The organism is Nonomuraea sp. LPB2021202275-12-8, from assembly GCF_037044575.1.
GTDB lineage: Bacteria > Actinomycetota > Actinomycetes > Streptosporangiales > Streptosporangiaceae > Nonomuraea.
This window is the reverse complement of record NZ_JBAHWD010000021.1, coordinates 106,306-124,566: the sequence shown is the minus strand read 5'-3', so window position 1 is coordinate 124,566 and position 18,261 is coordinate 106,306. Positions and strand designations below refer to the sequence as shown.

General features: G+C 71.7%; 18 protein-coding genes. 10 read left to right on the top strand and 8 right to left on the bottom strand.

Annotation, left to right across the window (positions count from 1 at the left end):
• Positions 1–1,806 (top strand): DNA helicase RecQ, encoded by a 1,806-nt coding sequence (gene recQ, locus V5E28_RS31630; RefSeq protein ID WP_336212359.1) that lies wholly within the window; start codon positions 1–3, stop codon positions 1,804–1,806.
• Positions 1,807–1,954: 148 nt separating this feature from the next.
• Positions 1,955–2,509, top strand: coding sequence for a hypothetical protein (locus V5E28_RS31625; RefSeq protein ID WP_336212357.1), 555 nt, complete (start codon positions 1,955–1,957; stop codon positions 2,507–2,509).
• On the opposite strand, the gene V5E28_RS31620 is transcribed toward V5E28_RS31625, so the two are convergent.
• Entirely contained in the window at positions 2,502–3,311 is an 810-nt protein-coding gene (locus V5E28_RS31620; RefSeq protein WP_336212356.1) for an alpha/beta hydrolase, read from the bottom strand. The two genes, V5E28_RS31625 and V5E28_RS31620, sit on opposite strands and share 8 nt — an antisense overlap.
• A gap of 123 nt (positions 3,312–3,434) precedes the next feature.
• On the opposite strand from V5E28_RS31620, the gene V5E28_RS31615 reads away from it, so the two are divergent.
• Genes V5E28_RS31615 through V5E28_RS31605 form a run of 3 tightly spaced genes read left to right on the top strand, consistent with a single transcriptional unit; the run spans position 3,435 to position 4,467 of the window.
• Entirely contained in the window at positions 3,435–3,620 is a 186-nt protein-coding gene (locus V5E28_RS31615; protein ID WP_336212354.1) for a hypothetical protein, read from the top strand.
• Positions 3,617–3,832 carry a hypothetical protein gene (locus tag V5E28_RS31610; RefSeq protein ID WP_336212352.1) on the top strand — a complete coding sequence of 72 codons (216 nt, stop codon included), beginning with the start codon at positions 3,617–3,619 and terminating at the stop codon, positions 3,830–3,832. Before V5E28_RS31615 ends, V5E28_RS31610 begins: the two co-directional genes overlap by 4 nt.
• On the top strand, positions 3,829–4,467 hold the full coding sequence (locus V5E28_RS31605; protein WP_336212351.1) for an alpha-ketoglutarate-dependent dioxygenase AlkB family protein: 639 nt from the start codon (positions 3,829–3,831) through the stop codon (positions 4,465–4,467). Before V5E28_RS31610 ends, V5E28_RS31605 begins: the two co-directional genes overlap by 4 nt.
• Here V5E28_RS31605 and V5E28_RS31600 read toward each other — a convergent pair.
• Complete coding sequence (locus V5E28_RS31600; RefSeq protein ID WP_336212349.1) at positions 4,445–5,143, bottom strand: helix-turn-helix domain-containing protein; 699 nt, start codon at positions 5,141–5,143, stop codon at positions 4,445–4,447. The two genes, V5E28_RS31605 and V5E28_RS31600, sit on opposite strands and share 23 nt — an antisense overlap.
• A gap of 115 nt (positions 5,144–5,258) precedes the next feature.
• Between V5E28_RS31600 and V5E28_RS31595 the strand changes: the two genes are divergently transcribed.
• Complete coding sequence (locus V5E28_RS31595) at positions 5,259–5,708, top strand: SRPBCC family protein (RefSeq protein WP_336212348.1); 450 nt, start codon at positions 5,259–5,261, stop codon at positions 5,706–5,708.
• 18 nt (positions 5,709–5,726) lie between these two features.
• Here the strand turns inward: V5E28_RS31595 and V5E28_RS31590 are convergent, their stop codons facing one another.
• From V5E28_RS31590 to V5E28_RS31575, 4 genes are read right to left on the bottom strand one after another with little or no spacing between them, the layout of a single operon-like run.
• Positions 5,727–8,873: a BTAD domain-containing putative transcriptional regulator gene (locus V5E28_RS31590; RefSeq protein ID WP_336212346.1), complete on the bottom strand. Its 3,147-nt coding sequence runs from the start codon at positions 8,871–8,873 to the stop codon at positions 5,727–5,729.
• A gap of 51 nt (positions 8,874–8,924) precedes the next feature.
• The gene (locus V5E28_RS31585) at positions 8,925–9,296 is read right to left on the bottom strand and encodes a nucleotide pyrophosphohydrolase (RefSeq protein WP_336212344.1); all 372 of its coding nucleotides are present in this window, start codon (positions 9,294–9,296) and stop codon (positions 8,925–8,927) included.
• Positions 9,297–9,333: 37 nt separating this feature from the next.
• Entirely contained in the window at positions 9,334–9,846 is a 513-nt protein-coding gene (locus tag V5E28_RS31580) for a DUF6789 family protein (protein ID WP_336212342.1), read from the bottom strand.
• A 47-nt stretch (positions 9,847–9,893) separates the two neighbouring features.
• A complete protein-coding gene (locus V5E28_RS31575; RefSeq protein WP_336212341.1) occupies positions 9,894–10,907 on the bottom strand; it encodes a LacI family DNA-binding transcriptional regulator in 1,014 nt (337 codons plus the stop codon).
• Positions 10,908–11,066: 159 nt separating this feature from the next.
• On the opposite strand from V5E28_RS31575, the gene V5E28_RS31570 reads away from it, so the two are divergent.
• The 4 genes from V5E28_RS31570 to V5E28_RS31555 all read left to right on the top strand — a co-directional run bounded on the left by V5E28_RS31570 (position 11,067) and on the right by V5E28_RS31555 (position 15,512).
• On the top strand, positions 11,067–12,347 hold the full coding sequence (locus V5E28_RS31570) for an extracellular solute-binding protein (protein WP_336212339.1): 1,281 nt from the start codon (positions 11,067–11,069) through the stop codon (positions 12,345–12,347).
• 77 nt (positions 12,348–12,424) lie between these two features.
• A complete protein-coding gene (locus tag V5E28_RS31565; RefSeq protein WP_336212337.1) occupies positions 12,425–13,306 on the top strand; it encodes a carbohydrate ABC transporter permease in 882 nt (293 codons plus the stop codon).
• Positions 13,303–14,121 (top strand): carbohydrate ABC transporter permease, encoded by an 819-nt coding sequence (locus V5E28_RS31560; protein ID WP_336212335.1) that lies wholly within the window; start codon positions 13,303–13,305, stop codon positions 14,119–14,121. Before V5E28_RS31565 ends, V5E28_RS31560 begins: the two co-directional genes overlap by 4 nt.
• 2 nt (positions 14,122–14,123) lie before the next feature.
• Entirely contained in the window at positions 14,124–15,512 is a 1,389-nt protein-coding gene (locus V5E28_RS31555; protein ID WP_336212410.1) for a glycoside hydrolase family 5 protein, read from the top strand.
• Here the strand turns inward: V5E28_RS31555 and V5E28_RS31550 are convergent.
• Both V5E28_RS31550 and V5E28_RS31545 read right to left on the bottom strand, forming a co-directional pair.
• Positions 15,492–16,541, bottom strand: a complete 1,050-nt coding sequence (locus V5E28_RS31550; protein ID WP_336212334.1) for a hypothetical protein — start codon at positions 16,539–16,541, stop codon at positions 15,492–15,494. The two genes, V5E28_RS31555 and V5E28_RS31550, sit on opposite strands and share 21 nt — an antisense overlap.
• Positions 16,538–18,163, bottom strand: a complete 1,626-nt coding sequence (locus V5E28_RS31545) for a hypothetical protein (protein WP_336212332.1) — start codon at positions 18,161–18,163, stop codon at positions 16,538–16,540. Before V5E28_RS31545 ends, V5E28_RS31550 begins: the two co-directional genes overlap by 4 nt.
• Positions 18,164–18,261: the final 98 nt, after the last annotated feature.

The following is an 18,261-nucleotide window of genomic DNA, read 5'->3' as shown; positions in this document are numbered from 1 at the left end:
ATGGATACCTCCCTTGAGGTCCTGCACCGTGTGTTCGGCTACGGCTCGTTCCGCACCGGCCAGCAGGAGATCATCGAGCACGTCGTCACGGGCGGCGACGCGCTCGTGCTCATGCCCACCGGCGGCGGCAAGTCACTGTGCTACCAGATCCCCGCGCTCGTGCGGCCCGGGGCAGGGGTGGTCATCTCGCCGCTGATCGCGCTGATGCAGGACCAGGTCGACGCGCTCACCGCGCTGGGAGTGCGCGCGGGGTTCCTCAACTCGACCCAGGACTTCGCCGAGCGGCAGCGGGTGGAGTCGGCGTTCCTGGCCGGCGAGCTCGACCTGCTCTACCTCGCGCCCGAGCGGCTGCGCGTCGAGGCCACGGTGCGGCTGCTGGGCAAGGGCGAGATCTCGCTGTTCGCGATCGACGAGGCCCACTGCGTCTCGCAGTGGGGTCACGACTTCCGCCCCGACTACCTCGCGCTGTCGGAGCTTCACGCGCTCTGGCCCGAGGTGCCGCGCATCGCGCTGACCGCCACCGCCACCCCCCAGACCCACGCCGAGATCTCCGAGCGGCTCGGCCTGCAACAGGCGCGCCACTTCGTGGCCGGCTTCGACCGCCCCAACATCCACTACCGGATCACCGCCAAGAGCGAGCCCAAGCGGCAGCTGCTCGACTTCCTGCGCACGGAGCACCCGGACGAGGCGGGCATCGTCTACTGCCTGTCGCGCTCCTCCGTCGAGAAGATCGCCGACTTCCTGGTGGAGAACGGCATCGCCGCCGTCCCCTACCACGCCGGTCTCGACGCCCGCACCCGCGCCGCCCACCAAGCCCGGTTCCTGCGCGAGGAGGGACTCATCGTGGTGGCGACGATCGCCTTCGGCATGGGCATCGACAAGCCCGACGTGCGCTTCGTCGCCCACCTCGACCTGCCCAAATCGGTCGAGGGCTACTACCAGGAGACCGGACGGGCGGGGCGCGACGGGCTGCCCGCCACCGCCTGGATGGCCTACGGCCTGCAGGACGTGGTGCAGCACCGCCGCATGAGCCTCGAAGGCGACGACCAGCACCGCCGCCGACAGGCGCTCCACCTCGACGCGATGCTGGCGCTCTGCGAGACGGTGACGTGCCGCCGCGTCATGCTGCTGGACTACTTCGGCCAGAGCGGCACCGAGCCGTGCGGCAACTGCGACACCTGCCAGTCGCCGCCCGAGTCCTGGGACGGCACGGTCCCCGCCCAGAAGGTGCTCTCGACGGTGCTGCGGCTGGCCCGCGAGCGGCGGCAGAAGTTCGGCGTGGGACAGATCGTCGACATCCTGCTCGGCAAGACGACCGCCAAGGTGCTCCAGCACGGCCACGACTCGCTGACGGTGTTCGGAGTCGGCGCCGAGCTGGGCAACTCCGAGTGGCACGGGGTGGTGCGCCAGCTCCTGGCGCAGGGCCTGCTGGCGGTCGAGCCCGACTACGGCGCCCTCGTCCTCACCGACGCCAGTGCCTCGGTCCTGCGCGGCGAGCGCGAGGTGCCGCTCCGCCGCGACGCCAAACGCCCCGCGCGCGCCGCCAGACCCGCCGCGGGCAAGTCCAGCCCCGCCGAGCTGCCCGAGGAGGCGGCGCCGGTGTTCGAGCGCCTGCGCTCCTGGCGGGCCGCCACCGCCAAGGAGCAGGGCGTTCCGGCCTACGTCATCTTCCACGACGCCACCCTGCGCGAGATCGCCACCCGGTCACCGTCCTCGCTGTCCGAGCTGGGCACGGTCAACGGGGTGGGCGAGAACAAGCTGGCCAAGTACGGCGAGCAGGTGCTGGAGACGCTGGGCGGCGGGTGAGCCTGCCGGGCCGCCCGGACGACACCTCGCGCCGGGCGCCGGGAATGGATCGCACATCGGGCGCCGCCGGCTGCTGATGATCGGGGCGGCGCCCGTGGGCCCCGGAACCTGTTGCCGCGTGCCGGTGTAGAAGGGGCATGGAGTTTCGATGCGGATGACGATCGCGGGCGCGGCGCTCGTACTGATGACCGGTTGCGCGGCGAGCGGGCAGACGACGACGGCCGGCCCCTCCGGGGGCGAGCCGGCCGCGGCGCGGAGCCCGGGCGGCCCGGCGACAGCGGGCGGTCCGTCACCGAGCCCGACCGGCACGGCGGGGGGCAGCCCCTCGCCGAGCCCGGCCGTGACCAGGGAGACGTGCAACGGCACCCCGTTGCACACCTCCGCCAACGGGTTCCTGGAGGTGCGCGGCACCTCGGCGGACGCGGAGCTGTGGGGACTGCTGTTCGCGGAGGTGCCGTTCAAGCGGGGCAAAGAAATCAAGATCGTGTGGCGGATGACGGGCGAAGGCCCGCTCGAGGTGTCGGCCTCGCTGCCCAGCGGCAAGCAGGCCAAGCTGGTCTGGCTGGAGGACCACGGCGGGTCCAACTGGCAGCGCCCCGGCCACGAGTGGGGCACCGGCTGGGTGTTCCCCGAACCCGGCTGCTGGAAGGTGAAACTGTCGCGGACCCGCGGCTCCGGCCACGCCTGGCTGCGGGTCAAGTAGCCAGCGCGCGGTCGATGAAGGCGGTCACGTCGGCCAGGACCTCGTCCCTGTTCGTCTCGTTGAACACCTCGTGCCTGGCGTCCGGGTAGATGCGCTCGGTCAGGTCGCCGCCCCGGATCGCCTCGATGCCGGTGCGGCTGCCGGCCAGGGGGACGAGCTGGTCGTCGGCTCCGTGGATCCAGAGCGTCGGGAGCGCGCCCAGGGTGCCCGCCTTGGCGATCACCTTGATGGTCGCGTCCAGCGCCTCCAGGGTGGGGCGCTTGAACGGCCCGTGCCAGACGAGCGGGTCGGCGACGTAGGCGTCGCCGACCGACGGGTCGCGGGAGAGGGTCGCCGGGTCGATCGGGATGTCGGGCAGCTCGTCCAGCGCCAGCAGGGCGCCGATCACCCCCCATTCGCCGATGACGGGACCCGACAGCACGAGCGCGGCCAGGGTCTCGCCGTAGCGCTGGGCGTAGCGGGCGGCGATCAGGCCGCCCATCGAGTGGCCGATGATGACGACGGGCACGTCCAGGTGCTCGGCCCTGGCCCGCTCGTCCACGGCGTGCACGTCGGTCACCACGTCCTCGAAGTCCTCGATGAGCACCCGCTCCCCCGCCGACCCGCCATGGCCCATGTGGTCCGGGCCGTAGACGGCCGCGCCGTGGCGCACGAGGGTGTCGGCCACGTGTTCGTACCTGCCGATGTGCTCGCCGTAACCGTGGACCAGGATGGCGAGGTAGCGCGGGTCCTCGTTCGGCCACTCGCGGGCCGCGTTCCGCCCTCGCGTGCCGACGAAGCTGTGCTCCCGGGATTCCGCCATCTCGACTCCTTTGTCCGAATTGCGGTGAGCGTACGACGCGGCCTCCCCCACCGTCCAGGCGGCCACGCGCTCCGAAGTCCGAAAACCGCCGACTTTCGACGCGCCGTCGGTGTTGAAGAAGATATGAGCATCAACACAGCCGACTGGACTGCCATCGCCGAGGAAGTGGACGCCTACGGCTGCGCGCTGACGCCGCCGGTGCTCACGCCCGCCGAGTGCGCGAGCGTCTCCGGCCTGTACGGCGAGGCCGCGCGGTTCCGCTCCGGCCTGCGGCACACGCTCGGCCTCGTCTTCCACGATGCCACGTGACGGCGGAGCTGGCGGCGCTCCTGGAACTGGTCTCCTCGGCACGGCCGCGGGTGGAGGACGTCGTGGTCGGCCACGGCCGCGACGCCACCGCCGAGGCGGAGGCGTTCGTGCGGGCGTGGCCGGGCGCCGTACTGGCGGTGGTCGACTGGCCGGAGGAGGCGGCGTCCTGGCTGCGGCTGGGCCGCAACCTGATCCACCGGGAGGGGCCGTGATCCCGCTGCCGAGGAGGGAGATCGCGCCGGGCGCCGTGCACGTGCCCGGCTGGCTGACCCTCGACGAGCAGCGCCACCTGGTGCGGGCCTGCCGCGAGTGGGCTGCGGGGCCGGTCCCGATCAGGCACACGGTCCTGCCCCGCGGCGGCGTCATGTCCGTGCGGACCGTGTGCGTCGGCTGGCACTGGCGGCCCTACGCCTACACCCGCACCGCTGACGACGTGAACGGCCGCCAGGTCGCCGACTTCCCGGACTGGCTGGGCGAGCTCGGCAGGCGAGCGCTGCGGGCGGCGTACGACCGGCCGGCCGACGACTACGCCCCGGACACCGCGCTGATCAACTTCTACGACGGCCAGGCCCGGATGGGCATGCACCAGGACAAGGACGAGCGCTGCGACGCCCCGGTGGTGTCGCTGAGCATCGGCGACGCCTGCCTGTTCCGCTTCGGCAACACCGAGACGCGCGGCAGGCCGTACACCGACGTGCGGCTCGACTCCGGTGACCTGTTCGTCTTCGGCGGGCCCTCGCGGTTCGCCTACCACGGCGTGCCCAGGGTCTATCCCGGCACCGGCGACCCCGCCACCGGCCTCACCTCGGGCCGGCTCAACCTCACTATGCGGGTGACGGGTCTTTGACGTAGTCGAAGTCGTCGTACGACAGCGTGCGGCGCAGGATCTGGACGATCTTGACCGGGTCGTCGTGCGGCCCGGGCACGTAGAACGGCCTGCCGTCCCTGCCGAACGTGATGGCCGACGACCCTTCCCAGGCGCCGAGCACGCGGGCCACGGGCTCGAAGTCCTCGTAGGGCGCGAAGCCGAGCGAGCGGGCGTAGTCGACGGACCCCAGGACGAGGTGCCGGGCCAGCTCGATCGGCGCCTCCTGATAGCCCTTGTACTCGCCGAAGAAGAACTCCCTGAACCGGCGCAGCTCCCGGTCGTCGACCACGTCGGGGCCGATGGTGTTCTTGACGCCGGTGCAGTAGACGTCGGCCAGATAGCCTGCGACCGTCGTCCTGTCCCAGCCGTGCCGCCTGGCCACCAGCACGGACACCATGCCGCCGTGGCCGGCGTCAGGCGCCTCGTCGATCCAGCCGTGGGCGGGGTCGACGCCGAGGCCGGCGCTCCAGCCGACGTTGATCCAGCATCCGACCAGCTCGGGCTCGCGATCCGGGTCGGCGCTCTCCGCCGCGATGGCGCGCACCAGCGGCGCGACGGCCGACGGCGGCACCTTGAGCGTGCGGGCGATCTCCTTGGGCGAGCGGCCCTGGGCTCGCAGCTCGCGTACGCGATCCTTCAGTTCTGCGCTGTCCACCCGCGCAGCCTATCGGTGCGGGCATCCCCGCTCTTAAGACGGCATGAAGCCGATCGTAAGCGCCGCCCGGCAACGTGGAACCCGCCAAGCCGCCTCCCCCCGAAGGGCACCCGCGATGACCCAGACCGCAGAGTACGAGATCACCCGCGTGTTCGACGCCCCCAGCCAGCGGATCTTCCATGCCTGGACCGAGCCCGAGCACTTCTCCCGCTGGTTCGGGCCGCGCACCCTGGCCGCGCCCGTGGATCGCATCGTCATGGACGTGCGCCCCGGCGGCGTCTGGAAGGCCACGCTCTGCGGCGACGAGGGGTTCGAGGTGACACTGGACGGCAGCTACCGCGAGGTGGCGGGGCCCGAGCGGCTGGTCTTCACCACCGGCGACCCCGACCATCCCGGCGACGGCCCCGCCTCCGTGGTGACCGTCGAGCTGGCCGAGCACGGCGGCAGGACCACGATGCGCTTCCACCAGTGGGGCGTGAACACCGACCCGGAGCACGCCGAGCACGCCAAGCAGGGCTGGCTCGAGATCTTCGACCGCCTGAACGAGCACCTCGCCTCCGCCTGACCCGCCACCCTCGCGGGGTCAGATCGCGGCGGCCGCGTCGTCCAGTTTCAGCCTGCCGCCCCGCTCGAACGCCTCGGCGAACGCCGGCTCGCCGAGTGCGTCGCGGGCGGCGGCCGTGACGCGGTCGAGCGCCTCCTGCTCCGAGGGGCCCGCCGGGGTCCGGTTGTCCTCGCGGGCGGCCGCCGCGAGGCCGAGGAGGCGCACGGCCCGCTCGTACGAGCCCGCGGCGGCCAGCGCGCCGGCCGCGCTCTCCACGGCGTACGCAGAGGTTCGCGGGTCGCCGATCTTCTGCGAGGCGTCGAGCGCCTCCCGGTGCAGGTCGAGAGCGGCCGCGGGGTCGCCACGGCGCTCGGTGAGCAGGCCGAGCTCGACGAGTGTGCTCGGCAGGTGCAGCGCGGGCTCGACGCCGGGGCCGCGCGGGACGCCGTCGAGCAGGTGGCGCAGGTGTTTCTCCGCCAGGTCCAGCTCGCCCGCCCGGCGCGCCGAGAAGGCGAGGCCCATCTCGGACATCATCTGGCCTTCCCGGTAACCCTGGTCGGCCGACAGGCGCAGGGCACGGCCGCACAGCTCCATCCCGCGCTCGTAGTCCCCTGCCTGCATGGCGACCCAGCCGAGCCAGGCCGTGCGCCCGGCGACCTCCGGCCACAGGTCGAGCTCCTGCGCCATGCGCAACCCCTGCGCGAACAGCTCGGTGGCGCGCTCGATGTCACCGGCCGTCTCGGCCAGCCCGGCCAGCCACTCGGTGGCCTGCAACAACCCCCAGCGGTCGCCCAGCTCCCTGAACAGCCGGGCGCTCTCCTCACCGTCGCGTTCCAGTGCCACCAGGTCGCGGCGAGTGAAAGCCACCATGGCGTACTTGCTGAGAGCGGTGGCGATGCCCCATCGGTCGCCGTTCGCCCGGAAGGTGACCAGCGCCCTGGCCACCAGTTCCTGGACCAGGTTCAGGTCGTGCACGCTCAGCGCGAGGAACAGCACGGCCCTGGCCCGCCGGCCGGGATCGGCGATCCGGTCCGGGAGCGGCTCCCAGTCGGCCTCCTCGCCGAGCAGCATGACGAACCCGGCGTGCCAGGCGGCCGCCCTCGCGCGGGCCTCGGACGCGTCGCCCTCGACGGCCGACGCCGACTCCAGTGCCCGCCGCCCCTCGGCCAGCCGGCCACGCAGGAACCAGTACCACGCCATCGCGTTCACCAGCCGCAGCGCCACCGCGGCCGATCCCTGCCGCACGGCGGTGTCCAGGGCGGCCCGGAGGTTGGCGGTCTCGATGTCCAGCCGCTGGAGCCACTCTCGCTGCTCGTGCCCGTACAGGTGCGGCTCGGCCTCCTCCGCCAGGGCCGTGTAGTAGGCCGCGTGCGCGTGCCGGACGGTGTCGAGCTCACCGGCGTCGGCGAGCTTGGCCAGGCAGTATTCCGCGACCGATTCGAGCAGCCGGTATCGGACGCCTGCCGTGCTCTCCGCCACCACCACGAGCGAGCGGTCGACCAGCCGCGCCAGCACGTCGAGCACGTCGAGCACGTCCATGCCCGCGCTGGCGCAGACAGCCTCGGCGGCCTCAAGGGTGCAGCCGTCGGCGTGCACCGCCAGCCGCCGCAGCGCCACGCGCTCCGGCTCCGTCAGCAGCTCCCAGCTCCAGTCGATCACCGCCATGAGCGTCTGCTGCCGCTGCGGCGCGCCGCGCTGTCCCGAGGCCAGCAGGCGGAACCGGTCGTCCAGCCGGGCCTCCACGCCGTGCACGCCGAGCAGCCGCACGCGGGTGGCCGCCAGCTCCAGCGCCAGCGGGATGCCGTCGAGCCGCCTGCACACCTGCGCGACCGCCTGGGCGTTGGCGGCCTCGAGCGCGAAGCCGCGCGCGGAGGCTGCCGCCCGGGTCACGAACAGCCGGACGGCGTCCGATCCGGCCATGCTGGCGAGGTCGGTGCTGCCGGGCACGGCGAGCGGCGGCACCGCCCACAGCACCTCGCCGTCGACCGAGAGCGGCTCCCGGCTCGTCGCCAGGATCCGCAGGCCGGGGACGGCTCGCAGCAGCAGTTCGGCCAGCTCGGCGGCCTGCTCGACCACGTGCTCGCAGTTGTCCAGCACCAGCAGCATGCGCCGGGCGCGCAGCGCGACGGCCAGCCGGTCGGCCGGCGAGGCCGTGTCGGTGTCCTGCCTGATCTGCAGGGCCGCCATGACGGCCTCGGCCGGCGAGGCGGTGCGCCGGTCGAGGGGGGCGAGCTCGACCAGCCAGACGCCGTCGGGGAGGTCGTCGAGCAGGCGGCTCGCGGTCTCCAGCGCCAGCCGCGTCTTGCCCACGCCGCCGATGCCGGTGAGCGTCACCAGCCGCTCGGCTTCGAGCAGGGAACGCACCTCTGCCAGGGCCTCCTCCCGTCCGATGAGCTTGCTGACCGGGGCGGGCAGGTTGGTCGCGGGACGTTCGGCGGGCAGGCTCAGCTCCGGGTCCTGGCCGAGTATCGCCTGGTGCAGCGCCACCAGCTCGGGCCCGGGGTCGAGGCCGAGTTCCTCGGCCAGCTGGTCGCGCAGCCCGGCGTAGGCGGCCAGGGCCTCGCTCTGGCGCCCCGCCCGGTACAGGGCGCGCATGTGCGCGGCGCGCAGCCGTTCCCTGAGGGGGTGCCGGGCCACGAGGTCGCCCAGCTCGCCCACGAGCAGGCCGTGCTCGCCCAGCTCCAGCCGCGCCTCGGCGTGCAGCTCCAGGGCGGTCAGCCGCTGCTCCTCCAGCCTGAGTACGGCGCCCCGGGTGTGCTCCTCGTCGGCGAAGTCGGCGTACGCGGGTCCGCGCCACAGCGCCAGCGCGTCGGCGAGCAGCCCCGCCCGGGAGCTCGGGTTGCCTGCCGCCTCGGCGCGCGCGAGCAGGTCCGCGAAGCGGACGGCGTCCACGTCGGCGGCCTGCAGCAGGTAACCGGGGGCCTTGGAGACGACCAGGTTCTTGCCGCCGGGCTCGGCGTCCTCCAGCGCCTTGCGCAGCTGGGAGACGCGGACCTGGAGCGCGCCGGCGGGGTTGCCCGGCGGCTCCCCGCCCCACAGGTCCTCGACCAGCCGATCGGCGGAGACGGGATGGCCCTCGTGCACCAGGAGGTCGGCGAGGAGCGCGCGTACCTTCAGACCGGGGATCGTGACGAGCTCTCCCGCGTCTGTCCACACGGCCAGCGGCCCCAGCACCCCGAAACGCATGCCCGACACCTTATGCGGCGCTTTGAGCGCGCGAGAAGCGCATGTGCCGACTCAGCCGGTGCGGCCGTCCGGCGGGAGTGGCGGCGCCTTCCTGGCCGAGCCCCGGTAGAGCTCCGGCGCGTAGCGTCGCTCGTTGTCGTCCAGCTTGGCGCCGGCCGACGCGACGAGGTCCACACCGAGCAGGTCCGCGAGCCGTACGAGGTAGTTGGTCACGTCGCCGAGCTCCGAGGTGATCCTGGCCAGCGTCTCCGGGTCGGGGGCGGCGGACTCCTCGGCGGTGAGCCACTGGAACTCCGCCACCAGCTCCCCGACCTCGCCCGCGAGCGCCATCGCCAGATTCTTGGGCGTGTGGAACTGCTCCCAGTCCCGGACCCGCGCGAACTCGCGCAACCGTGCGGCGTGCCGCGCCAACTCCGTCGTCACGGGAGCAGAGCCTAGCGGCGCCGGGGCCCGGGGCCCGCTACGTGAACGTGCCCTGGGGCGCCATCTGACGTGACCGGCCGGCCTCGGTCTCCTCCCGCGGGCCGCCGGACCGGCCGGAGCCGAGGCGGTTGAGCAGGAAGGCGAGCGTAGCTCCGTACACCACATGCCCTGCGGCCATCACGCTCTGGCGTCCGGGGTCGTCACGCTGGAGGGGCGGCAGCGCGCTCAGCCGGGGCGCCCATCCGGCGTAGCTGACGATCCAGATCATCATCGCGTAGCCGACGGCGAGCGGCAGCCGGCCGTGCCGCTCCCGCGACACCAGGGCGAAGGCCGCGCCCGAGGCGGTGCCGAAGCCGAAGTGGGCCAGCGCCCCCAGCACGCCCTCGCCCTTCTTGCGCCGGTAGCGGCTACCGGGGAGCACGCCGCGGACGATGTGCTTGGGCGGCTGGCCGTGCATGAGCCCGGCCCGCTCGCCCGCGACCATGACGCCGCTCATCGCGGCGGTGGCGAGAGTGCCGCTGACGGCCCCGTTGACGAGTTCGCGCATCATGGTCCCCCGGCTGCCCGCCTTGTCCGGCGTGAAACTCCAGGTGGGCGCTATGCCGGCAGGGCCGCGGTGCTCTCGCGGACGATGAGCTCGGTGGCCAGCTCCACCCGGCGGGCCTCGGGCGTCTCGCCGCGCCGCATGGCCAGCACCGTCCGGGTGGCGAGCGCCGCCATCTCCTGGAGCGGCTGGCGGACCGTGGTCAGCGGCGGCCAGGCGGACTTGGCCAGCGGCAGGTCGTCGAAGCCGACCACGCTGAGGTCTTCGGGCACCCGCAGCCCGCGCTGGCGAGCCGCTTCGAAGACGCCGAACGCCTGCAGGTCGCTGCCCGCGAAGATCGCGGTGGGCGGGTCGTCCAGCGAGAGCAGCGCGTGGCCGTGGTCGTGGCCGGAGTCGACGAGGAAGGTGCCGCGGCGAATGAGCTCGGGCGAGGCCGGCACGCCCGCCGTCTCCAGGGCGGCCCGGTAGCCGTCGATCCTGGCCTGGCTGCACAGCATGTCGGCGGGGCCGCTGATCATGCCGATCCGGCGGTGGCCCAGCTCCAGCAGGTGACGGGTGGCGGCCAGGCCGCCGTTCCAGTTGGTGGCGCCGACGGAGACGACGCCGGGGGCGGGCTCGCCGTCGGGGTCGACCACCACGAACGGCAGCGAGCGGGCGCTGAGCTGGTCCTGGACTCCGACCGACAGGCGGGAGGCGACGATCACCACCCCGTCGGTCCTGCGTCCGGCGAGCCGTTCGAGCCAGTCGCGGCCCGGACCGGCGTGCGTGTGCAGCACCGAGATCACCACACTGGCCCCGGCCTCGTGCGCCGCTCCCTCGGCGCCGCGCACGATCTCCATGGCCCAGGGCGACTCCATCTCGGTGAAGACCAGGTCGACGAGCCCGGCGGGGGTGTCGTCCTGGCTGATGCGCCGCTGGTAGCCGTGCTTGTGCAGGAGCCGCTCGACGCGGTGCCGGGTCGCCGGGGCCACCTCGGGACGGCCGTTGATGACCTTGGACACCGTGGGGATCGACACCCCGGCCTCCTCGGCTATCAGAGCGATCGTCACCCGCCTCTTCGCAGACATGATCCGGAGTTTAGCCGAAAGTTTCGGAATCGGGATGTGCAGGATGCACGATCAGCCCCTGGACGCCTATTGACGCGTAACGCGCCGTTTACCTATGCTCCGGGCAAAGAAATTATCGGGGGGTTCACGAAACTTTCGCCAGCCGAGGAGGGAACCCCTATGAAACGAGTGTTCGCATTGATCGCGGTCGCCGCGCTCGCGGCGGGCTGCGGAGGCGGGCAGACAGCGACACCCGAGCCGACGGCCGGCGGCGGATCGCCGCAGAAGGTCACGCTGGAGTGGTGGCACCTGTCGACCTCAGACCCGCTGAAAAGCGTCTACGAAAACCGAGCCAAGGAGTTTCAGGCCAAGTACCCGCACGTCACCATCAAGATGACGGTGCTGGAGAACGAGGCGTACAAGTCCAAGGTCACCACACTCACCCAGTCGGGCAAGGCCCCCGACCTCTTCGCCACCTGGGGCGGCGGCGTGCTCAAGCAGCAGATCGACGCCGGCCTGGTCAAGGACATCTCCGGTGACGTCGCGCCCGTCCTCGGCACCTTCACCAAGGCGGCCCTGGCCGCCTACCAGTTCGACGGCAAGACCTACGCGTTGCCGACGGACATCGGCATGGTCGGTTTCTGGTACAACAAGAAACTTTTCGAACAGGCGGGAATCACCGAGCCGCCGGCCACCTGGTCGGCTTACCTCGACGCCGTCAAGAAGCTCAAGGCTGCCGGGACCACCCCGATCGCGCTCGCCGGCAAGGAGAAGTGGCCGGGCCACTACTACTGGGCCTACCTCGCCATGCGCATCGCCGGCCTGCCGGCGCTCCAGCAGGCGGGGGTCGACCACGACTTCACCAAGCCGGAGTTCGTGCAGGCGGGCCAGCAGCTCAAGGCGCTTGTCGACCTCCAGCCGTTCCAGAAGGGCTTCCTCGGCGCCAGCTACTCCACCCCTGACGGGCAGGCCGCCACGGTCTCCAACGGCAAGGCCGCGATGGAGCTGATGGGGCAGTGGGCGCCCAATGTGCAGAACGACGCGGGCAAGGGACTCAAGGACGACCTGGGCTTCTTCCCGTTCCCGGCGGTCGACGGCGGCAAGGGCACGGTCGCCGACGCGTTCGGCGGAGGCGGCGGCATGGCCGTGGGCGCCGACGCGCCCGCCGAGGCCATCGAGCTGGCGAAGTTCCTCACCGAGATCGGCAACCACACCAAGGCCGTCGCGGAGAACGCGGTCCTGCCGGTGCTCAAGGGCGAGGAGAGCGCGGTCAAGGACGCCAACCTCAAGGTGGTGGCCGACTCCCTGGCCAACGCCACCGGCTTCCAGCTCTTCCTCGACCAGGCCTACCCGCCGGCCGTCGGCGCCGAGGTCAACGACAGCGTGGCCGAGCTCATCGCGGGCACCAAGACGCCGGAGCAGGTCGCGGCCGACATCACCGAAGTGGCCAAGAGCGAATGACGATCCTTACCCGTAGGCCGGAAGCGGCGACGCTTCCGGCCCACGCCCGCCCTACCCGGGGACGGCGGCGCGGCTGGGTGACGATCATCCTGTTCGTGCTGCCTGCCCTGGTGCTCTTCCTGCTGCTGGTGGTGGCGCCGATCCTGGTGGCCATCTACGCCAGCGGCTTCAAGTGGAACGGCTTCGGCGGGATGCCCACCCAGTTCATCGGCTTCGACAACTTCACCAGGCTGTTCGAGTCCGAGATCTTCCTCACCGACCTGTGGCACCTGGCCGTCCTGGTCGTGCTCTGCGTGGTGATCCAGCTGCCGCTGGCGCTGGGCATCGCCTTGCTGCTCCACCAGCGCATCCGGGGCCGGGCGATCTACCGGCTGGTGTTCTTCGCGCCGTACGTGCTCTCCGAGGTCATCACGGGCGTGCTGTTCTCGCTGATCCTGTCGCCGGAGTCGGGGCTGGCCAACCGCGCGCTGAGCGTCGTCGGCCTGGAGTCGGCGTGGCTGTCCGAGCCCGACACCGTCCTCATGTCGCTCTTCCTCGTGATGACCTGGAAGTACTTCGGCTTCCACATGATGATCTATCTCGCCGGGCGCCAGAACATCCCCAACGAGCTGCTCGAGGCCGCCAAAATCGACGGCGCCGCGGGCTGGAAGGTCTTCAGGTTCGTCACGCTGCCGCTGCTCGGCCCGACGATCCGGATCAGCGTGTTCCTGTCGGTCATCTACACCATCCAGCTGTTCGACCTGGTCTGGATCCTCACCGAGGGCGGCCCGGCGCACGCCTCCGAGACGCTCGCGGTCACCATGTTCGACGTCGGCTTCGGGCGCGCCCAGGTGGGCTACGCCAGTGCGATCAGCGTCGTGATGTTCGTGCTCAGCCTCATCTTCGCCCTGGGGTACCAGCGGTTCGTGATGCGCCGCGACATGGAGGGTGCGACGACCGCCATGGGAGACAACCGATGAAACGAAACACCCTCCCTCTGCACGTGATCGCCTGGATCGTCGGCGCGTTCATCCTCATCCCGATCGTGTACGCGCTGCTCGGCGGCTTCAAGAGCACCAGCCAGCTCTCGGTCAACCCGTTCGGCCTGCCCAGCCCGTGGAACACCGGCAACTACACCGACGTGCTCTCCGAGGGCTCGTTCTGGCAGCAGCTGTGGAACAGCACGTTCATCGCCGTGCTCACCACCGTCGTCACGGTCGCGCTGTCGGCGATGGCGGCGTTCGTCTTCGCCCGGTTCGCCTTCCGCGGCAGGGAGTTCCTGTTCACCGTCTTCACCGCGGGGCTCATGTTCCCGTTCGCGGTGGCCATCCTGCCGATCTTCGTCATGCTGCGCACCCTCAACCTGCTGGACAACGCCTGGGGCGTGATCCTCGTGCAGGCCGCCTTCGGGCTGCCGTTGACGATCATCATCCTGCGCGGGTTCTTCCGGAGCATCCCAGGCGAGATCGAGGAGGCGGCCACGCTCGACGGTTGCAGCTCGTTCGCCTTCTTCTGGCGCATCCTGCTGCCGATGGCCCGGCCGGCCCTGGCCACCGTGTCGGTGCTGGCGATCGTCGGCAGCTGGAACAACTTCATGCTGCCGCTGGTGGTCTTCAGCAACGAGACGAGCTGGACACTGCCGCTCGGCATCCAGCAGTTCCAGGGCCAGTACAGCTCCGACACCGCTCGCATCCTCGCCTACCTGGTGCTGGCCATGGTGCCCGCGCTGGGGTTCTACGCCATCGCCGAGCGCCACCTCATCGGCGGACTCACCGCAGGAGCTACGAAAGGGTGACCATGCTCCACGTCTCCGGAACGCGGCTCCTCACAGCCGGCAACCAGCCCGTACGGCTACGCGGCGTCGGCCTGGGCGGCTGGATGAACATGGAGAACTTCATCACCGGCTACCCGGCCAACGAAGCCTCCATGCGCGCCGCCGTACAGGGGGTGCTGGGCGAGGAGCGGGCCACGCTCTTCTTCGACCGCCTGCTCACCTCATTCTTCACCGAGCGGGACGCGGCGCTGCTGGCCGGACTGGGGATGAACTGCGTGCGCATCCCGATCAGCTACCGGCACTTCGAGTCCGACGAGCGGCCCTTCGAGATCATCGAGCAGGGCTTCCACCACCTCGACCGGGTCATCGGCCTGCTCGGCGCGCACGGCATCTACAGCGTCATCGACCTGCACGCGCTGCCCGGCTCGCAGAACCAGCACTGGCACTCCGACAACCCCACCCACATCGCCGCCTTCTGGAGGCATCGCCACTTCCAGGACCGGGTCGTGCACCTGTGGGAGGCGATCGCCGACCACTACCGCGACAACCCCTGGGTGGCCGGCTACAACCCCGTCAACGAGCCGGGCGACCCCAGCGGCAAGGTCGTCGGCCCGTTCTACGACCGCCTGGTGAAGGCGGTGCGCGCGGCCGACCCGCGGCACGTGCTCTTCCTCGACGGCAACACCTACTCCACCGACTTCTCCATCTTCCGGGAGATGTACGAGAACACCGTCTTCGTCTGCCACGACTACGCGCTGGCCGGGTTCGCCCACGGCGGCGGCTATCCGGGTTACACCCGCGGCGAGTGGTGCGACCGGGGCGAGCTGGAGCGCACCTTCGACAGGCGCTCGCGATTCCAGCGGGAGACGGGCACGCCGCTGTGGGTGGGCGAGTTCGGGCCCGTCTACACCGGCGATCCCGAGCTCGACGCGGAGCGCTACCAGATCCTGCGCGACCAGCTCGACATCTACGACGCCCATGACGCCGGTTGGGCGCTGTGGACGTACAAGGATGTGGGGTTGCAGGGGCTGGTGCACGCGGGCGGGCCGTACATGGAGCGGTTCGGCGGCTTCATCGCCAAGAAACGGCGGCTGGGCGCGGACCGGTGGGGCTCCACCATGGAGGAGTCGGCCGAGGTGATCGGCCCGCTGCACACGCTGGTGGAGACCGAGTTCCCCGGCTGGAGCCCCTATCCGTGGGGCGCCCGCTATCAGACCGACGACCTGATCAGGCACATCCTGTTCGCCCAGGCGCTGCTGCCCGAGTACGCCGAGCTTTTCAGGGGCCTCGACGACGGCGAGCTGACGGCGCTGGCGGACTCGTTCGCACTGGAGGGGTGCGTGCGCCGCCGGCCGCTGCTCGACCTGCTCGCCGCCAGCCTGGGCGGGACGTCAGGGGGTCCAGTCCGCTGAGACCAGCGTCGGCACGGCGCCCTGCCTCGGGGTGACGAAGACGAGCACCGGCGAGCCCACCGGCGCGGGCAGGTCGAGCTCCAGCGCGTTGCCGACCGTGGACCTGGTGGGCATGGCCAGGCCGCCGTCCTGGACGCTCATGACCCGCGCCACAGCGGGCGCCGCCGTGCAGAACGCCTCGCGGGCGACGTGCCGCAGTCGCCGGGCCTCGCCGCCCGCCCGGCGCCAGGCCCTGCGCATCAGCGCACGGTCCGGCCCCGGCCTGCCGGTGCTGGTGTCGGCCCTGCTGCCCAGCCGGATGGTCAGCCGGCCGCCCGATCCGAAGACGCCGGCGGGCACCGGGTTGACGACGAAGAGCCCGTGGCGCAGGGTGCGCGCGCCGCGCCTGTTGAGGTTGGCGAGCCCGCCGGAGCTGATCAGCGAGAGGAGCTCGCAGCGGGCGCCGTCCAGGTCCTCACCGTGCCGGGCCGGCTTCGGCTCGGGGGGCAGCGAGAACGCCACGCTGTCGATCCGCAGACCGGCGGTGCCTCCCTGCATGACCGAGCCCGTCACGGCCTCGCGGACCTCCTCCGAGATGCCGCCGCCTTCGGCGATGTCCAGTGCCTCCACGCACACCAGGCCGTCGTCGGGCACCTCCTCCGGCAGCAGGTCGAAAGCCGCCTGGGCGCTCTTGATGCCGGAGCCTCCCTTCAGCAGCACGCACTGCCGCAGGCGCCCCTGGGCGCGGACCTGGATGAGGCGCGGCAGGAACTGAGCCGCCTGCACCTGGCTGTCCAGGTGCCATCCGGGCACGGAGATGGAGTCCACGGCCAGCGACACCTTGACCCGCAGCCGCCTGCCCTTGGCGGCCACCTTGAACCCGATCAGCCCCGAGCGCTCGAACCGGCCCAGGATCTGCTTGCCCCGGTGGAACTGGTCGGTCACCTGCAGCGCCGCCGCCTGCCCGCCGAAGACCTCGATCGGCGGCGACAGCGGCACGATGACCTCGTCGAGCTCGGTGGCTGGGCCTGTCAGGAATGTCGCGGTCATGATGCGCTCCTCGATGTGGTGAGGGCATCGGCGAGCCGGGCCGGATCGCCGAAGTCGAACCGGCTGAGCAGCGGCTCCCGCCGCTCCCACATGCGGCGCACCGCGTGGCGCAGCGGATCGCCGTCACGCTCCACGTGCCGCATGCTGACCGAGAGCGTCCGCAGGTAGTCCTCGCCGTCGCCCAGCTCCCAGTGCGGCAGGAGCGGCGAGGCCACGTCCGCCCCGCTGCGCTCCAGCCACAGCCACAGCCGCGCCCGCTCCCGCTGCTCCGGCTCCAGCGAGGACTCGCCCTTGACGTGCTTGGCGACCGAGTCGGCGAGCAGCCGCCAGTAGTCGGCGCGCGTCTCGGCCACGTGCGACACCCCGCAGCCGCTCCACTCCGACCAGCCCGCCTGGATGACGGGGATGCCGAAGGCGGGCAGCTCGCACGACACCGCGCCGCGGACCGTGACGCCCACGTCGCTCATGCTCCACAGCATGTTCCTCGACAGCGCCGCCCTGGGCATGAAGGCCAGGTGCGAGCGGTGGGCGTGGCGCGCGGCGACGGATTCGAAGTGGCCGGTCGTGTCGTGGCCGGCCTGGGCCGGATGGTCGAGGAAGAGCCAGTTCACCGACTCCTCAGCTGCGGCGAAATCAGCGGTCTCCTCAAGCCATTCCGCGAAATCATCGAATATTTCGCGGTTCGCTCCGACCGCATCGGAGACGGCGTGCTGGAACACGGTGAAAGTGGGGCGGTCCGGGTCGATGCCGAACCGGTCGCAGCCGTGCCCGCGAAGCTGGCGGCGTTCCGTCTCCGTCCGCAGCTCGAACGAGTTCACGCTGCCGCCCCGCCACCAGCTGCCCCGCTCCCCCTTGGCCCGCCAGGCCACGAGCTCCGCACCCGGCTGGACGAGGTCCCGGTGCGGCCACACGCTCTCGTCGAAGAAGCGGGCGAGCCGGCCGGTCAGCTCCTCGCGGAAGGCGCCCGTGCCCTGCCCCGGGAAGAGCGCCTGCGCGCGCAGCGAGCCCGTGCCCCGCACGTGCACGACCGGGACCTGCCTGCGCACGGCCGTCTCGACCGCCAGACCCCACTGGTCGTAGTCGACCTCACTGGTGACGAGGGCGGCAGGCGACAACTCGGCGAACAGCCGGTCGTAGACGGCGGACAGCGCCCTGGCCCGCCCGCGCCGGGCGCGCCACCGCTCGTCCTGCGTGGCGGGGAGCCTGGGCACCCGGTTCAGCCGCAGCAGCGTCGCCTTCTCCAGAGCGTCCAGCGCCGCCGGGCTGATCCCCTCGGCGGGGCTGTCGCCCTCGTCGGCGAGCCTGCGGTCCACGAGGTCGTGCACGTCGACGACCTCCGCCGCGCCGAACGCCTCGGCCAGCCGCCGCACCCGCCCCGTGTCGAAGTCGTCCCACAGCAGCCTGCTCCACTCCCGGTCGGTGCCGGTGAGCACGACGAGCCTCGACGAGGTCAGTTCGCAGATCGCGTTCGCGAGCAGGAGGTTGCGCACGATCACCCGGATGTCCTGGTGCAGTGCCTCGGCCACCACGCAGGTCCCCGGCCGGGAGGGGCGCTTGCCCCAGTAGGAGCTCGCAGCGGAGAGCAGGCGTTCGAACTGCTCTTCGTCCCCGACAGCACGCATAAGCCCCTCCATCGATGTTCGCAGCCGCGTAGACGCTGCCAGAACGGGCGGCGGACCGGTCCGGCCAACACGCGATCCTTTGCCGTAGCCGCGCCCTG

Bases quoted from the DNA above. Each gene is read 5' to 3' on its own strand.
- recQ (WP_336212359.1), top strand. From the start codon at position 1: ATGGATACCTCCCTTGAGGTCCTGCACCGTGTGTTCGGCTACGGCTCG.
- V5E28_RS31625 (WP_336212357.1), top strand. From the start codon at position 1,955: ATGCGGATGACGATCGCGGGCGCGGCGCTCGTACTGATGACCGGTTGC.
- V5E28_RS31620 (WP_336212356.1), bottom strand. From the start codon at position 3,311: ATGGCGGAATCCCGGGAGCACAGCTTCGTCGGCACGCGAGGGCGGAAC.
- V5E28_RS31615 (WP_336212354.1), top strand. From the start codon at position 3,435: ATGAGCATCAACACAGCCGACTGGACTGCCATCGCCGAGGAAGTGGAC.
- V5E28_RS31595 (WP_336212348.1), top strand. From the start codon at position 5,259: ATGACCCAGACCGCAGAGTACGAGATCACCCGCGTGTTCGACGCCCCC.
- V5E28_RS31590 (WP_336212346.1), bottom strand. From the start codon at position 8,873: ATGCGTTTCGGGGTGCTGGGGCCGCTGGCCGTGTGGACAGACGCGGGA.
- V5E28_RS31580 (WP_336212342.1), bottom strand. From the start codon at position 9,846: ATGATGCGCGAACTCGTCAACGGGGCCGTCAGCGGCACTCTCGCCACC.
- V5E28_RS31575 (WP_336212341.1), bottom strand. From the start codon at position 10,907: ATGTCTGCGAAGAGGCGGGTGACGATCGCTCTGATAGCCGAGGAGGCC.
- V5E28_RS31570 (WP_336212339.1), top strand. From the start codon at position 11,067: ATGAAACGAGTGTTCGCATTGATCGCGGTCGCCGCGCTCGCGGCGGGC.
- V5E28_RS31560 (WP_336212335.1), top strand. From the start codon at position 13,303: ATGAAACGAAACACCCTCCCTCTGCACGTGATCGCCTGGATCGTCGGC.
- V5E28_RS31555 (WP_336212410.1), top strand. From the start codon at position 14,124: ATGCTCCACGTCTCCGGAACGCGGCTCCTCACAGCCGGCAACCAGCCC.
- V5E28_RS31550 (WP_336212334.1), bottom strand. From the start codon at position 16,541: ATGACCGCGACATTCCTGACAGGCCCAGCCACCGAGCTCGACGAGGTC.
- V5E28_RS31545 (WP_336212332.1), bottom strand. From the start codon at position 18,163: ATGCGTGCTGTCGGGGACGAAGAGCAGTTCGAACGCCTGCTCTCCGCT.